The 15,153-nt window shown below is 51.7% G+C and carries 11 protein-coding genes and 4 tRNA genes; 5 read left to right on the top strand and 10 right to left on the bottom strand.

Translation table 11 applies throughout. The annotated features are described in order from the left end of the window. Positions 1 to 19 precede the first annotated feature (19 nt). Genes miaA through E8E00_RS01015 form a run of 5 tightly spaced genes read right to left on the bottom strand, consistent with a single transcriptional unit; the run spans position 20 to position 6,580 of the window. Positions 20 to 961 (bottom strand): tRNA (adenosine(37)-N6)-dimethylallyltransferase MiaA, encoded by a 942-nt coding sequence (gene miaA, locus E8E00_RS01035; protein WP_096630099.1) that lies wholly within the window; start codon positions 959 to 961, stop codon positions 20 to 22. Further along, positions 954 to 2,912 carry a DNA mismatch repair endonuclease MutL gene (mutL, locus tag E8E00_RS01030; RefSeq protein ID WP_096630102.1) on the bottom strand — a complete coding sequence of 653 codons (1,959 nt, stop codon included), beginning with the start codon at positions 2,910 to 2,912 and terminating at the stop codon, positions 954 to 956. Before mutL ends, miaA begins: the two co-directional genes overlap by 8 nt. A gap of 1 nt (position 2,913) precedes the next feature. Further along, the gene (locus E8E00_RS01025; RefSeq protein WP_096630105.1) at positions 2,914 to 4,605 is read right to left on the bottom strand and encodes a LysM peptidoglycan-binding domain-containing protein; all 1,692 of its coding nucleotides are present in this window, start codon (positions 4,603 to 4,605) and stop codon (positions 2,914 to 2,916) included. A gap of 1 nt (position 4,606) precedes the next feature. Beyond that, a complete protein-coding gene (gene tsaE / locus E8E00_RS01020; protein ID WP_069589718.1) occupies positions 4,607 to 5,077 on the bottom strand; it encodes a tRNA (adenosine(37)-N6)-threonylcarbamoyltransferase complex ATPase subunit type 1 TsaE in 471 nt (156 codons plus the stop codon). A gap of 30 nt (positions 5,078 to 5,107) precedes the next feature. Beyond that, a complete protein-coding gene (locus E8E00_RS01015) occupies positions 5,108 to 6,580 on the bottom strand; it encodes an NAD(P)H-hydrate dehydratase (protein ID WP_096630108.1) in 1,473 nt (490 codons plus the stop codon). 81 nt (positions 6,581 to 6,661) lie between these two features. Here E8E00_RS01015 and queG point away from each other — a divergent pair, with 81 nt between their 5' ends. Beyond that, complete coding sequence (queG, locus tag E8E00_RS01010) at positions 6,662 to 7,789, top strand: tRNA epoxyqueuosine(34) reductase QueG (RefSeq protein ID WP_141395139.1); 1,128 nt, start codon at positions 6,662 to 6,664, stop codon at positions 7,787 to 7,789. Positions 7,790 to 8,261: 472 nt separating this feature from the next. Here queG and E8E00_RS01005 read toward each other — a convergent pair. The 5 genes from E8E00_RS01005 to orn all read right to left on the bottom strand — a co-directional run bounded on the left by E8E00_RS01005 (position 8,262) and on the right by orn (position 9,329). Further along, a tRNA-Gly gene (locus tag E8E00_RS01005) sits at positions 8,262 to 8,337 on the bottom strand. Positions 8,338 to 8,355: 18 nt separating this feature from the next. Then, positions 8,356 to 8,431, bottom strand: a tRNA-Gly gene (locus E8E00_RS01000). A gap of 30 nt (positions 8,432 to 8,461) precedes the next feature. Beyond that, positions 8,462 to 8,537 (bottom strand) — tRNA-Gly (locus E8E00_RS00995). Positions 8,538 to 8,575: 38 nt separating this feature from the next. Then, positions 8,576 to 8,651: transfer RNA gene (locus E8E00_RS00990), tRNA-Gly, on the bottom strand. Positions 8,652 to 8,783: 132 nt separating this feature from the next. After that, positions 8,784 to 9,329: an oligoribonuclease gene (orn, locus tag E8E00_RS00985; RefSeq protein WP_069589722.1), complete on the bottom strand. Its 546-nt coding sequence runs from the start codon at positions 9,327 to 9,329 to the stop codon at positions 8,784 to 8,786. Between the two features lie 79 nt (positions 9,330 to 9,408). Between orn and rsgA the strand changes: the two genes are divergently transcribed. The 4 genes from rsgA to E8E00_RS00965 all read left to right on the top strand — a co-directional run bounded on the left by rsgA (position 9,409) and on the right by E8E00_RS00965 (position 15,139). Then, positions 9,409 to 10,461 (top strand): small ribosomal subunit biogenesis GTPase RsgA, encoded by a 1,053-nt coding sequence (gene rsgA, locus E8E00_RS00980; protein ID WP_077765441.1) that lies wholly within the window; start codon positions 9,409 to 9,411, stop codon positions 10,459 to 10,461. Between the two features lie 102 nt (positions 10,462 to 10,563). Further along, a complete protein-coding gene (gene asd / locus E8E00_RS00975; RefSeq protein WP_096630114.1) occupies positions 10,564 to 11,427 on the top strand; it encodes an archaetidylserine decarboxylase in 864 nt (287 codons plus the stop codon). 182 nt (positions 11,428 to 11,609) lie between these two features. Then, positions 11,610 to 13,016 carry a DASS family sodium-coupled anion symporter gene (locus tag E8E00_RS00970; protein WP_069589726.1) on the top strand — a complete coding sequence of 469 codons (1,407 nt, stop codon included), beginning with the start codon at positions 11,610 to 11,612 and terminating at the stop codon, positions 13,014 to 13,016. Between the two features lie 236 nt (positions 13,017 to 13,252). After that, positions 13,253 to 15,139: a methyl-accepting chemotaxis protein gene (locus E8E00_RS00965; protein WP_096630116.1), complete on the top strand. Its 1,887-nt coding sequence runs from the start codon at positions 13,253 to 13,255 to the stop codon at positions 15,137 to 15,139. The last annotated feature ends 14 nt before the right edge of the window (positions 15,140 to 15,153 follow it).

Genomic DNA, 15,153 nt, shown 5'->3' with positions numbered 1-15,153 from the left:
TTGTCAGGGACAGTATACATTAAGTCTCTGTCTCTGCCGCCAACGCTTTTGTCACCGTTTGTAAAGATAGTGACGGCGAGTCACTATCAAGCCAAGTCACATTTTCCCAGCCGCGAAGCCAAGTAATCTGACGTTTGGCCAACTGGCGCGTCGCGCAAATCCCACGATAAACGGCTTCTTCATGGGTGCAGCGTCCGGCCAAATAATCCCACATCTGGCGATACCCCACGCAACGAATCGACGGCAAATCCGGATGCAGATCACCTCTTTCGTACAGCGCGCGTACCTCCTGTTCAAACCCAGCCTCTACCATCTTGGCAAAGCGAAGTTCGATGCGGCGATGCAACTCTCCTCGATCCTGTGGAGTGATTGCGAACTGGTGAACCCGATACGGCAAAGGATCACCTTTTTTCTCCGTTAGCGCCGTTAATGTGTGTCCGGAAACCCGGAATACTTCTAACGCACGCATGATGCGCTGCGGATCATTGGGATGGATCCGCGCGCCCGCAACAGGATCAATATGGCATAACTGCTGATGCAATGCCTCCCAACCTTGCTGCTGCGCCTCTTTTTCTATCGCGTCGCGCACCTCAGGATCCGCACTGGGTAGCGGTGATAATCCCTCAAGCAACGCTTTAAAGTACAACATTGTGCCCCCCACCAGCAGCGGGATTTTGCCTTGGGCAACAATCTCTGCCATCGCGGTGAGCGCATCGTCACGAAAGTCGGCCGCCGAATAGGCTTGCGACGGATCGCGAATATCAATTAGGCGATGCGGGGCCTGAGCCAATTCATCAGCCGTTGGTTTGGCAGTACCAATGTCCATGCCGCGGTAAATCAATGCCGAATCCACACTAATAATTTCTACCGGCAATGTCTTACGTAACGCTATAGCCAGATCCGTTTTTCCGGAGGCAGTCGGCCCCATCAGAAAAATGGCCTTGGGCAACGGATTAGTCATGCTGTAATGCTTCTATCGCTGTGGTCAAGTCAAGACGTTTAAACACGCGCTGATAGCCATGCTGTAACGCCTCGCCCTGCCAATATTGTTCAATTTCCGAAACGGTCTGTACCGCTTGCGCAAGGCTGACGTGATCCGATGCTACTGTCAACTGCTTTGCCAGCCAACTCCACATGCTTGAGCTGTGATCTTCATGGGGTTGATCTGGGGTTAATGACAATAAAAATGCCAACAAGTCGGGAATAAAAGCTTGGAGGTTGGACTGGCGCAGTGGCTGACATACTGTCATGACCATCAACTGTTGTCCTTTTACCTTTATATGGATCCCAAAGCGCCCTAATAAGGTTTGATAGTGCTCAACCGCCTCACATTCTTGAGGCGACGCCGACATCCGCTGCGGGATCAATAGCGGCTGTGCCACTAACCCTTCATCAAGGGCGGGTCGCAACGCTCCCTGCTGACGCCATGTCTGCAAGGCTTGATAATCCGCCAACCACAATGCATCACCACGCGCGATCAGCACGTAGTGACCGTGAGTCACGGCGAGCACTTTGCCTAACCCAGTTTCTGCGCTAGCGGGCCGATCGCTGACATCGGCGACCGTCGCCTCTACCGTTGGCACAGCCTCAGACACGGCTGGGGCTGATGTTTCCGAGAGTGTAGCGGTCTGCGCGTGCGGCTTTTGTTCTGACGCGTAAGGCGTCATCAGTGCCTGATACGCTTGTGTCGCCTTTTTAGATGGTGGCGCGGGTTGCGAGGAAAACGCGCGATTCCCCGACCATTCGCCTGATTGCCCACGCTCGCGGACCGGCTCCTTGCGCTGGCCGGGATAATCTGGAAAACGGTTCACCGCGGTTTGGTAATCACTGGCCACCGCAGATGGCCGTGTCTGATAGCTAGCCTGTTCGCGGACCTCACCGGTTTCATTGTCCACCCCCTCTAAGACGGGAGAACTGGCCTGCTGTAACGCATCAAAAATAGCTTGGAAAATAAAGTCATGCACCAAGCGGGCTTGATGGAATCGCACTTCATGCTTCGCGGGGTGTACATTCACATCCACTTGGTGCGGATCCACATCAATGTAAAGAACAAACGCCGCATATTGGTCAGGGGCAAGGCTTTGCTCATAGCCTTGACGAATCGCATGGTTAATCAGCTTGTCTTTCATCATCCGCTGATTGACAAAGCAGTGCTGCATATCATTTTGCTGACGCGCACCTTCTGGCGTACAAATCCATCCCCGAAGCGTCATATCATGATGGGTCAGCTCCACGCGCAACGCATGGTCAACAAACTTTTGCCCACATACCGCTTTGAGACGACGCACCGGATCGCCCTGTTCAGGCACTCGCCGATACTGACGCACTGGCGTGCCGTTGTGACGCAAGTTGATAGTGATATCGAAACGGCTCAGTGCGATACGGCGCAACAGCTCATCAATATGGCCAAATTCCGTTTTCTCGGTACGTAAAAACTTACGTCGTGCGGGTGTATTGAAAAATAAGTCCACCACTTCCACGGTACACCCCACCGGATGCGCCGCAGGCTTAACACTTACAGCCATATCTCGGCCTTCGGCGTACGCTGACCACGCTTCTTGCTGTTCAGCAGGACGCGAGGTAATGGTCAGGCGAGAAACGGAGCTGATACTCGCCAGCGCCTCGCCGCGAAAGCCTAAACTCATGATCGCTTCGAGATCATCCAAGGTGTGGATTTTTGAGGTGGCATGTCGGCTTAACGCCAACTGTAAGTCTGCTTTACTAATTCCGCTGCCGTTATCACGCACACGGATCAGCTTACTGCCGCCTTTTTCAATATCGATATCGATACGGGTCGCGCCCGCATCAATACTGTTCTCGACCAACTCTTTGACCACAGACGCTGGCCTTTCGACCACTTCGCCCGCGGCGATTTGGTTGGCCAAGCGAGCCGGTAAAATCTGAATGGCCATATCAACTTCCCGGAATGATTAACGTCTGCCCCACCGCCAAGGTGTCAGAGCGCAGCGAATTAGCTTGCCGCAAGCTTTCAATGGTCACGCCATAATTCGCGGCGATTTTTCCTAAGTACTCGCCACGTTTGACTTTGTGCTTGCGATCCGGCGTCGTGGCACCGGGAATCGACAGTTTTTGCCCAACCCAAAGCGTATCCGATTTCAGACTATTGGCTCGGCGAATGGTACTGACCGACACCTGATAGTGCTCGGCAATCTTGCCCAGAAACTCGCCGCGGCTCACGGTATGGGTAACCGTACGCGTCGAAGAGGCAGCATTATCCCCCTTACCGGCGAGTCTAGCGACATCGACATTAGGGATAGACAGCACTTGCCCGACCCGCAACGTGTTAGAGCTTAGCCCATTGGCTGATTTAATCGCCGCGACCGAGCTTTGGTATTTATTGGCGATCAAAGACAACGACTGCCCCGCCGTGACAGTATGTTTTACCCCATTTTTACGGGCGGCGAATAGGGTGCCATCGGGCGGGAAATGTTCAAAATAATTACGGATCCCGTGATAGACCGCATCGGCAAGCCGGCGCTGGTGATCCCGTTGGAACAGGAGTCGTTCTTCTTGTGGGTTAGAGATAAACCCAGTTTCAATCAGCAAAGAGGGAATATCAGGCGATTTGAGGACAGCCAAACTGGCGTGCTCAGGGCTTGATTTATGCAGCTTGGTAACTTTCCCCAACTCTTTAAGCACCCGGGTCGCCACGTTATAGCCTTCTTTTTGCGAGTTGCTGAACTGTAAATCCAGCACAGCGCGACTGAGGTATTCATCTTCGTTGTTTTGTGCCAATAAGGACCCACCACCCAATAGGTTGGACTGCTCTTCGTGCCTTTCAATCCAGCGACCAATTTCACTGTTCGCGCGGCGACGAGATAGCACCCATACCGATGCCCCTCGTGGTTGAGGCTTGTGGAAACCATCGGCATGAATTGAAACCAATAAGTGAGCTTTGTGCTGGCGGGCAATCTCTGAGCGTCGATTCAAATCGACAAAGTAATCACCGGTGCGCGTGAGTACCGCTCGCATCCCAGGTACCGCATTAATGCGGGCGGCGGTTTGCTTGGCGATCGCCAGCGTGACGTATTTTTCATATTTTCGTGTCGGGCCAACCGCGCCCGGGTCGTTGCCTCCATGACCGGCATCGATCGCCACGACGATGTCATCGGTGCCAAACGGCAACGCGGCCACCGTTTCTCGACGCTTCTTTTCCGCGGCACTCAAGTCGGGTTTATTCTTATCGACTTTATCAGGATGAGGCAAATCCACCACCAAGCGGTGGCCATACTCGCCACCCGGAGCCAAAGCGAAGATGTGCGGCTTGGCCGCGTCTTTTAACTCAAATACCAATCGATAGGTGGACTTGGCAGGCGGGCTACTTTTGCGAATTTTAGTCAGTATATCGCTGCCCTTGACCGGCTTTGGGAGCGAGGTCGCCAGTGAGCTCTGCTTTAAATCAATGACCAAACGGTCAGGTCGAGTCAATGAAAAGTAACTAAAGTCTGGCGTATCCGCTAAATCGACCACGACCCGTGTTTCATTGGGCGCGGGCCAAACGCGTATATTTTCAATCTGATTGGCCCAGCCTGTTACGCTGAACAGACCCGCGATCATCAAGGTGCATAGCCGCTGCCACATCATGCTAGTCATCCCATTCTAAGCGATTGATAACCGACACACCGACTTCGGTATTTGCGGTCAGCGCCACCGTGCGTTGCTCGCCGTCATACTGCAAAGTGATATCAAGATCCGCATGAGGTAACCAGCCCTGCCCTTTTTCCGGCCATTCAATCAGGCACAGTGCCTGTTCATTGAAATAATCCCGAATCCCCATAAATTCCAACTCTTCTGGGTCTGCCAAGCGGTACAAGTCAAAGTGATAAACCTGCCAAGGCGGGAGCTGGTAAGGCTCGACCAAGGTATACGTCGGACTTTTGACGTTACCCGTATGACCCATTGCTTGAACAAATCCGCGACAAAACGTCGTTTTTCCTGCGCCCAGATCGCCATGTAAATAACAGGTTGTGCTTTGCGTACAAGCACGGGCCAACGCTGCCCCAAGGGCAACAGTACTGTCGGCGTCTGCCAACTGGGTATGAAAAGTTTGGGTCATGCTACTACTGCGTCTCGTCTGTTGGCTTTATTAATCGATCAATCGCTGTAACTCGGGTAATAAATCACTGGCAAGCAAACCACGTTCACCGGCAAGTGCCGCTTGGTCACCGGCTTTACCATGAAGATAGCAGCCCATGGCCGCCGCATGAAATAAATCAACGCCTTGAGCGATAAAGCTGCCAATAACGCCAGATAACACATCGCCCATGCCGCCAGATGCCATGCCCGGATTCCCCACATTGGCTACAGCATAATCTGTGCCATCATATACGATCGTGCCCGCGCCTTTAAGTACTACTACCCCACCGTAGCGTGTCTGGATAGCTTTGACGGCGGCGAAGCGATCGAGTTCCACATCCGCCACTTCACAGCCCAATAAACGCGCAGCTTCTCCCGGATGGGGGGTTAATACCCAGTCGTCTCGCTGTTGCGGATGGCGGGCGAGTTTATTGAGTCCATCGGCATCAATCACTTTAGTACCACGCGCCCCAACCGCGATTTTCCACAGCGCGTCAGACCATGCACTGCTGCCAAGTCCTGGGCCAATCACCAAGTTTGTCGCCCATTCCAGTGCCTCACTCAGTGACTGCCCGGGTGCCCAACCTTGGGTCATTAATTCGGGTTGGCGCGTCACCAACATCAGGGTGTGATCCGCTTGGGTCACGACTTTGACTAACCCCGCTCCCGTCCGCAATGCCGCCTGTGCTGACAAAGTCACCGCACCAGCCATACCATGATCGCCGCCCAAACAAAGTACCCGACCGAACTGGCCTTTGTGCGCAGTGCGATCACGTTTGGGAAGATACCGTTGGCAAAGATCATCACTCATCAGCCAGCCGGCAGCCTGTGTCTGACGACCAAAGGCGGTGGAAACATTCAACCCTGCAAAAACGAGCTCGCCTCGGTGTGACATCGCTTTACCGGTCACTAACCCTTGTTTGAGCGCGATCAGCGTCACCGTGATGGTCGCATTGATTGCACATCCTTTGACACAGCCACTGTCTGCACACAACCCAGAGGGAATATCGACGGCAATCACAGGCACTTGGCTTTGATTGATGCGCGAGATCGCTTCGGCATAATCCCCCGTCACCGCACGGGAGAGACCTGTGCCGAGGATCGCATCCACAATCACATCAAATTGTTGCATGGTCGGTGCGCTGGAAACATTGGTGCCCCCGCAATCCCGCCACTCCTGAAACGCAGTGGCCGCATCCCCGGTCAGCCGCTCTGGATCACCTAATGCCCACACGGTAACGTTCAATCCCGACGATTTAGCCAGCCGAGCAATCACATAACCATCGCCCGCATTATTGCCCACCCCACACACAATCAATATCCGTGCGGCATTCGGGTAACGCTGCGCTAACGTGTCAAAAACAGCTTGTCCGGCGCGGAGCATTAACTGGTACATCGGGATCTCAAGGGCCTTCGCCACGGCAATCTCACCCTCACGGACTTGCTCTGCACGATAAAAACTCTGTGGTAAACTTGCTGCCATCGAATGCCTCCATTCATTGTGCTTGCACCACTTCACGGCCCAGGATTTCTCGCTATGTCGCACCCCACGCCCGATGCTTCAATTGATTTCAACCAATTAGCCCAACGTATCAAGCAATGGGGACAAGCGCTAGGCTTCCAGCATGTGGGGATCACGGATGTTGATCTTACGCAACATGAAGCGCAACTGCAGCGTTGGTTAGATCTGGGATATCACGGTGAAATGGATTGGATGGCGCGTCACGGCATGATGCGCGCGCGTCCACAAGAGTTGGTGCCCGGCACCGTACGCGTGATCAGTGTAAGGATGAACTACTTGCCGCCTAACGCGGGCTTTGCCACTACATTAGCCAATCCAACGCTGGGGTATGTGAGTCGCTATTCGTTGGGGCGGGATTATCACAAACTGATCCGAAACCGCCTCAAAAAGTTGGGCCAGCAGATTGAGGCTGAAGTAGGCCCATTCGGATATCGTCCTTTTGTCGACTCTGCCCCTGTTTTAGAACGCCCGCTCGCGGAAAAAGCCGGCCTAGGCTGGACAGGCAAGCACTCGCTGATCCTCAACAAAGAGACAGGATCTTGGTTCTTTCTCGGCGAGTTATTGGTCGATCTTCCTTTGCCGGTCGATACTCCGGTCGAAAACCAGTGCGGTAAATGTGTAGCCTGTATGACCAGCTGCCCAACCCAAGCGATCGTCGCCGAAGGCGTGGTCGATGCACGTCGCTGCATCTCTTATCTCACGATTGAGTACGATGGCGTGATCCCACTCGAGTTTCGTCATGCCATCGGTAACCGTATTTATGGCTGCGATGACTGCCAACTGGTGTGTCCATTTAACCGCGATGCAGAATTAACCCTAGAGGCCGATTTTCATTGCCGCCCAAGCCTTGAGCAGCAGCCACTCACGACCCTTTTTAACTGGGATGAAGACACGTTTTTATCCCTGACCCAAGGGTCAGCGATTCGACGGATTGGCATACGTAAATGGCGGCGTAACCTCGCGATCGCGATGGGGAATGCCCCCTACGATGAAGATATCGTCAACAGCCTATCTGCACGACTCGGTGAAGATGCCTTAGTCGATGAACATATTCAGTGGGCACTTGGCGAACAAGAGAAAAAGCGACTACAAATAGATGTGCAGCTTTTACCCACTGGCACCAAACGGCTGGTGCGTATTATCGAAAAAGGCCTGCCTAGAGACGCCTAACCGGCGGCTTATCACGGAAAGATGACGCTATTCACACAATGTGGAAAAGTCCATAAGTAAGCGCCGTTTTGGTGCACTTCTTGATAGTTAAACACATTGGTGGTGCATTAAGCGAGCAAGATCACGGAAGTGAATAAGATTGTGGAAAAGCGTTAAGTAAACTGGAAGAAAAAGACAAAAAACCACTTAAAATCAAGGTTTTGGGCTTTAAATGTATCGATTAGCACTGTACTACAAACACAAGGTACTTGATCAATATCTCACCACCCCCTCTCGCCGGCAAAAATTCATCAACCAGTTTATCCACAAGCATATATCTGTGGATAACTCTGTGCAATAACTGACGAAACCGCGCTATCACGCCGCCTTGAGAAAGGTTTGACGAAATAGTTAGCGAAAAATCAGGAATGATGCTTCACAGCATTAAAGAGAACGTTATAAAAAACGTTGCACTGGTGTTTAACCAAGTGATTGGAGCGACACACGAGGTTCGAACTCGTGACCTCAACCTTGGCAAGGTTGCGCTCTACCAGCTGAGCTAGTGTCGCTTATACCGAGTTGTAATTTGGAGCGACATACGAGGTTCGAACTCGTGACCTCAACCTTGGCAAGGTTGCGCTCTACCAGCTGAGCTAATGTCGCATTGCCGATGCGTTACATCGAATTTTAAATTGGAGCGACACACGAGGTTCGAACTCGTGACCTCAACCTTGGCAAGGTTGCGCTCTACCAGCTGAGCTAGTGTCGCTTAGATCGACCTGATCCACATCAGATCGAACATTAATTTGGAGCGACATACGAGGTTCGAACTCGTGACCTCAACCTTGGCAAGGTTGCGCTCTACCAGCTGAGCTAATGTCGCTTTCAACAGACGTTTCACGTCGTTAGGGCTGCGAATTATACGAAGAAAAAACCGGGTTGCAAGTGCTGACGAGCAAAATTTTGGTTTTTTCTTTTGATCGCTCAAAAGAACATCAGATCGATGAAAATAAAATCAGATCGTCAGGATCCTTTCGCGATAGAACTGCAATTCTGCAATTGATTCACGGATATCGTCAAGCGCTAAGTGCGTTCCCTGCTTCGAAAAGTCATTCAATATCTCAGGCTTCCAGCGTCGGACTAATTCCTTCAAGGTACTGACATCCACGGTGCGATAGTGGAAATAGCGCTCTAGTGCTGGCATGTGACGATACAGAAAGCGTCGATCTTGCCCTACGCTGTTACCACAAATCGGTGAAGCGCCTTCTGGTACCCACTGTGATAAAAAGGCGAGGGTTTGATCGATGGCATCTTGCTCACTAATGGTGCTTTGCTCGACGCGCGCCACCAATCCCGATTGAGTATGGGTGCGGGTACACCAGTCATCCATTTTGTCCAGTTCGCTTTGTGGCTGAGAAATCGCTAATACCGGCCCTTCTGCCAACACATTGAGCTGTGCATCGGTGACAATTGTCGCGATCTCAATGATCTTGTGGGTGTCAGGATCTAATCCAGTCATTTCCAGATCAATCCAGATTAAATTGTTTTCACTGAACGCCATTGAACTTGCCTTTTTTATGCGTAAACCATGTATCATACTGTGCTTGATATGAAAGCCAACTTAACCGATAAGAGTCATCGTGGCAAAAAAGAAAAAGCTTACCAAAGGCCAACTACGGCGCGTGCGATCCAACCAACAACGTCGGATCAAACAGCAAGATAATGATGTGCAATGGGATGACGCGCTGCTAGAAAATGCACGCGAGGGACGTGTGATCACGCGATTTGGCCAACACGCTGATATCGAGGATCCGCAAACTGGGATCATCCATCGCTGCAATCTGCGTCGTACCGTGCAAAGCTTGGTAACTGGCGACCGTGTGGTTTGGCGTCCGGGAAAAGAAACCCTGCATGGCATTGCCGGCGTTGTCGAGGCAGTGCATGAACGCCAATCGGTTCTGACTCGTCCCGACTACTATGATGGCGTAAAACCCGTTGCCGCTAACATCGATCAAGTGATCATCGTAGCCGCGATTTTGCCCGAGTTATCACTGAATATTATTGATCGTTATTTGATTGCCTGCGAAGTCTTGAATATTCGTCCTCTGATTGTCATCAACAAAGTCGATTTGCTAGATAGCGAGGGGCGTGAAATGGTGGACGAATTACTCGACATCTATCGCGATATTGGCTATCCCATCGTGTTGGTGAGTGCCGATACCGGCGAAGGGATAGAGGCGCTAGAACGCCATCTCGATCAACATGTGAGTGTCTTTGTCGGCCAATCCGGCGTGGGAAAATCAAGCTTGGTCAATACGCTACTGCCGGATGTGGATGCGCAAATTGGTGACGTCTCTGAAAACTCAGGGTTGGGCCAACATACCACCACCGCCGCGCGTTTGTATCATTTTGACCAAGGGGGTGATCTTATTGACTCCCCTGGCGTGCGAGAATTTGGTTTATGGCATTTAGAGCCGGAACAAATCGCACAAGGCTTTGTCGAATTTCGCGACTATCTGGGTGGCTGTAAATTCCGTGATTGTAAGCACGGCGATGATCCAGGTTGCTTGTTGAGACAAGCCGTGGAAGATGGCCATATCAGCGTCGAGCGGTTTGATAGCTATCACCGCATTATCGAGAGCATGAAAGAAGCCAAAGACAACCGTCAGTTTTCACGTAACAAGCAAAACTGATCCAACAACGCGCCTCTGTCACTTCGTCATCGGATTGGCTACACTGCGCGGCTTAGCCGCTGCAAGGCGCGTAAACATTCTTTAACCATTCAGGACATAACCGTGCGAGACGATTTGAAAGTCGGCCTGCAATATATAGCGCCGAAACATGCCCTTACCCGAATGATGGGGAAACTAGCCAGCCTTAAAGGTGGATGGTTTACCACTGCTGTGATCAAATGGTTTATCAAGCAATATCAGGTCGATATGAGTGAGGCCAAAGTCAGTGACCCTGCCTACTATCGCACCTTTAACGACTTTTTCGTGCGAGAGCTCAAGCCCGCGTTACGCCCCATTGATGGCGATGCAGAGACGTTGGTCTATCCCGCCGATGCGTGCGTCAGTCAAGCCGGATTGATTGAGCAAGGACGTATTATCCAAGCCAAAGGCCACTCGTTTGATGTCACTGAACTCGTCGGTGGCGATCACGCCCTTGCCGACCAGTTTAAAGAGGGTCACTTTGCCACCCTTTACTTGTCACCGCGTGACTATCACCGTGTGCACATGCCATGTGATGCCGTGTTACGTGAAATGGTCTACATCCCCGGCGATTTGTTTTCCGTCAATCCACTAACGGCAGAGAACGTGCCGAACTTGTTTGCCCGTAACGAGCGTGTAGTGTGCGTATTTGAGACTGAATTTGGACCTATGGTGCAAGTTTTGGTGGGCGCAACCATTGTAGGCAGTATTGCCACCACATGGGCGGGTACAGTCACTCCGCCAACCGGTGGCAGCATTCGCCGATGGGAATACCCGACAGAAGGCGAACAAGCTATCCGCTTTGCTCAGGGTGATGAAATGGGTCTATTTAAACTCGGCTCAACCGTGATTAACCTGTTCCCAGCAGGAGCAATCCGTTTTCACGATGACGTAGCCCCCGGCACCCCAACACAAATGGGACAGCCTTACGCGCACCGTCAGGCATAACAGCTGAAAATTGTGAGATAAGGGGCATTTATGCCCCTTTTTTGTCGCCAAATTCGGAGATTTTTCCCGTTAATTCCCTCTTAAATCCGTATCATTGATCCCATCAATACACCTGTGATGCATCGGCGTGCTGGCGCATGGTCAGCCCGCACTCACAACATCAACCCTTATGAGGCGTATTTGTGGTCAATGCTCGTTTTACTAAGTTACTTGTCTCGCTCGGGCTGCCATTGTTGCTGCTCCTACTCCCAACCGACTGGTTACCTATCGCCAACCTCACTTTAATTCAACACCGTTTATTGGCGATCTTCCTGATGGCGGCCTTGCTGTGGGTTCTTGAACCTGTGCCAGTATTTTCAACCTCGTTGCTGATCATTACCCTGCAATTGGTGATGATCTCCGATAAAGGCTTACACTGGTTTCGCGGCGAAACTGCGCATCATCCGCGAGGCGAATTGATCCCTTATACCGATATTCTCAGCGCCTTTTCTTCCCCCATCATTATTCTGTTTATGGGCGGATTCTCACTGGCTATTGCGGCTTCCAAATATGAGTTAGATATCAACCTTGCCCGCGTATTACTCAAACCCTTTGGCAAGCATCCCAAATTTATCATGCTGGGTTTGATGCTTATCACCGCGGTGTTCTCGATGTTCATGTCCAATACCGCCACCACGGTGATGATGCTGGCGCTACTGGCACCGATTTTGAGTGTACTCCCGAAAGGCGATCCTGCGATTAAAGCATTGGTTTTGTGTATTCCGGTGGCCGCCAATACCGGTGGGATCGCCACGCCAATCGGGACGCCGCCCAACGCCATTGCGCTACAATATCTCACCGGCGAATACAGCATCTCATTTCTGGGATGGATGCAAATGGGTCTACCCTTTGTGGTGATCCAGTTGGCGTTTGCATGGTGGTTACTACAGCGCTTATTCCGCAGTCCACAAACCGAAATCACACTGGCACTGGAAGGCAAATTTCTGCGAGGCTGGCAAGCGTACACCGTCTATGCCACCTTTGCGCTGACCATTGCGCTGTGGCTAACCACCAGCCTACATGGCATGAATACCTATGTGGTCGCGGTGATCCCGCTCGCGTTGTTCACCCTGACAGGGATCATGGGCAAGGCCGAGTTAAAACTGATTAATTGGGATGTCCTTTGGCTCGTCGCCGGCGGGATTGCGATGGGCATTGCGCTAGACGAAACCGGCCTTGCTGCCGCATTAGCGCATGCCGTGGACTACAGCGTATTAACGGCCATGACAGTATTGGTCACCCTCTCCATTATTTGTTGGCTCATGGCAAACTTTATGTCGAATACCGCGACAGCTAACTTATTGATGCCTATCGCGGCGGCCATTGCCGCTTCCATGCCATCACTGGTGAATGTGGGTGGCATGCAAGGATTGCTCGTCGTGGTGGCTTTCTCCGCTTCATTAGGGATGATTCTACCGGTTTCTACCCCACCTAACTCTTTGGCGTATTCCACTGGTTTCATCGATAGCCGTGACTTGGTCAAAGTCGGTACGATTCTTGGAGTCAGTGGCTTAGGCTTGGTCTATGCAGCGGTCCTCGCACTAACATAGGCGTAACACCTCAATATCAGCAAGAGTTGTTTGTGTTGCCCCCAAAACAAACAGCCCTCTGTTTTGTCAGTGTTAAAAATATGATAACTAAAACAATATGTATACCAGCGGCCTTAAGCGTCGCTTTATACAGGGAGTTTTTTTATAAATTTATTATCACCCCTGACTCAAGCTTTCTACAATTAAGCAAATACTCAATAAAAGAGTCATAAACGTGGTAGTACGAGGGACGTTTCATGAAATTCACCATTAAGACCAAAATATTACTTGCTGTTGCTTTGGTCGTGGCTTTAGTTAGCGCGGTTCAAGCGTGGTTCTCCGTGAGCCAGCTAAAAGACGAGACACAACAAAGTGTCACCGCTCAAATGCGCGATATCGCCTTATCCACCAGTAACTTTATTGATGAGTGGCTTGATATTCGCAGTAAAATGCTTCTAGCCAATGTGCCACTCATTGCCAGCCAATCCAATGTGGATCGCGAACTGCTCTTGACCAAACGTCAGGGCAACTTCCTGACCGTTTACGCCGGTTTCTCTGACGGTTCGGTGGCATTCGGGGATAAAACCGAAACCTGGCCGGCAAACTATGATCCTCGGACTCGCCCGTGGTATAAGCAAGCAAGCGCAGCGGACGGCTTAATCATCACGCCTCCCTATGTGGACGCCAATGGCGCAGGGATGGTCATTAGCTTTGCCAAAGCCTTTAACGACCGTTACCAAGGTGTAATAGCAGCCGATCTATCGGTCAATGCCATTGTTGAAGAAGTGCTCAACGTCAAAATGCCGAATAACGGTTTCGCGTTTCTGGTAGACAGCAACAATAACGTCGTCGCCTACCGTGATACCGCACTCAGTAATAAGCCACTCACCCAAGTCGATAATGAACTCACGCCTGCTTTTATCCAACAGGCGCGCAGTAGCGATTCACTACAGACCATCGATTTTGATGGTGATGGTCGCGAAAAACTGGTCGCCGTCACTCATGTCGAAGGGGCCAACTGGAGTTTAGGGGTGGTGCAAGACAGGGAGCTTGCCTTTGCATCCGTGTCTGAACAAATTATTTCGACCCTCATCACGTCTGTGATTCTGTTTGTCATCATTGCCCTGATTGCCGGTGCGCTTATCCATCGCATGTTGGCGCCGCTAACCCAGTTGACGCACGCGGTCAGCTCACTGTCGAAAGGGAGCGGTGACCTCACTCAACGCCTCGATATTGTGCGTCATGATGAGATTGGTGAACTGGCTGGTCACGTCAACGCGTTTCTAGAACAACTGCAATCCATGATTGGTCGTAGCGTCTCGCAAAGTGTGGCGCTTTCAGAGCGTGCTGAGCAATGTCGAGAACTGGCGCACCAATCAAGCGACTTAGTCGGTCAGCAGCAAGGCGATGTGGATCAAATTGCCACCGCCATTCACGAAATGTCCACTACCGCGAATGAAGTCGCCAGCCATGCCGAGCTGACGGCACGCTCCGCGCAAGATGCAGAAAGTGCCTGCCGTGATGGGCTCTCCGTGGTGGAAGATAACCGTAAGGCGATCACCCAGCTGGCTGAGCACGTTGATCAAGCCACCAACGTGATTCGCGAACTAGACACCAACTCACAAAGCATCAACCAAATTATCTCCACCATTCAAGATATCGCCGAGCAAACCAACTTGTTGGCCTTGAACGCCGCGATTGAGGCCGCCCGTGCCGGTGAACAAGGGCGAGGCTTTGCGGTCGTCGCCGATGAAGTGCGCGTGCTGAGTCAGCGCACCCATGACTCCACCGAAGAGATCCGCAACATGATTGAAACGCTGCAAAATACAACACAGCGTGCGGTAGATGGCATGACACAAAGTAACGAAATGGCGACCTCCAGTGTCGAACGGGCTGCGTCAGCCAGTGACAAACTGAACGAGATCACCCGTGCGATTGGGGACATTTCCGAAATGGCAGCACAAATTGCCAGTGCTGCAGAGGAACAGCGGGCCGTTACCGAAGATATCAACCGGAATACCCAAGCCGTGCGTGATTTGTCACTGGAGATCCATCAAAAATCGACCGACACCGGTGAGCAAGGGGAATACATGGCCAACGCCGCGCAAGAAATGCATGGCGACTTGTCCAAATTCAAAGTCTAGTCCAAACGGCAGCC

It is taken from the genome of Salinivibrio sp. YCSC6 (assembly GCF_004916735.1).
In the GTDB taxonomy this organism is placed as follows: domain Bacteria; phylum Pseudomonadota; class Gammaproteobacteria; order Enterobacterales; family Vibrionaceae; genus Salinivibrio; species Salinivibrio proteolyticus.
Note: the sequence above shows the minus strand (reverse complement) of the source record. Positions and strands in the feature narration are given on the sequence as shown.

Coding starts and splice junctions, on each gene's coding strand:
- miaA (WP_096630099.1), bottom strand. CDS start 961: ATGACTAATCCGTTGCCCAAGGCCATTTTTCTGATGGGGCCGACTGCC.
- mutL (WP_096630102.1), bottom strand. CDS start 2,912: ATGGCCATTCAGATTTTACCGGCTCGCTTGGCCAACCAAATCGCCGCG.
- E8E00_RS01025 (WP_096630105.1), bottom strand. CDS start 4,605: ATGATGTGGCAGCGGCTATGCACCTTGATGATCGCGGGTCTGTTCAGC.
- tsaE (WP_069589718.1), bottom strand. CDS start 5,077: ATGACCCAAACTTTTCATACCCAGTTGGCAGACGCCGACAGTACTGTT.
- E8E00_RS01015 (WP_096630108.1), bottom strand. CDS start 6,580: ATGGCAGCAAGTTTACCACAGAGTTTTTATCGTGCAGAGCAAGTCCGT.
- orn (WP_069589722.1), bottom strand. CDS start 9,329: ATGGCGTTCAGTGAAAACAATTTAATCTGGATTGATCTGGAAATGACT.
- E8E00_RS00965 (WP_096630116.1), top strand. CDS start 13,253: ATGAAATTCACCATTAAGACCAAAATATTACTTGCTGTTGCTTTGGTC.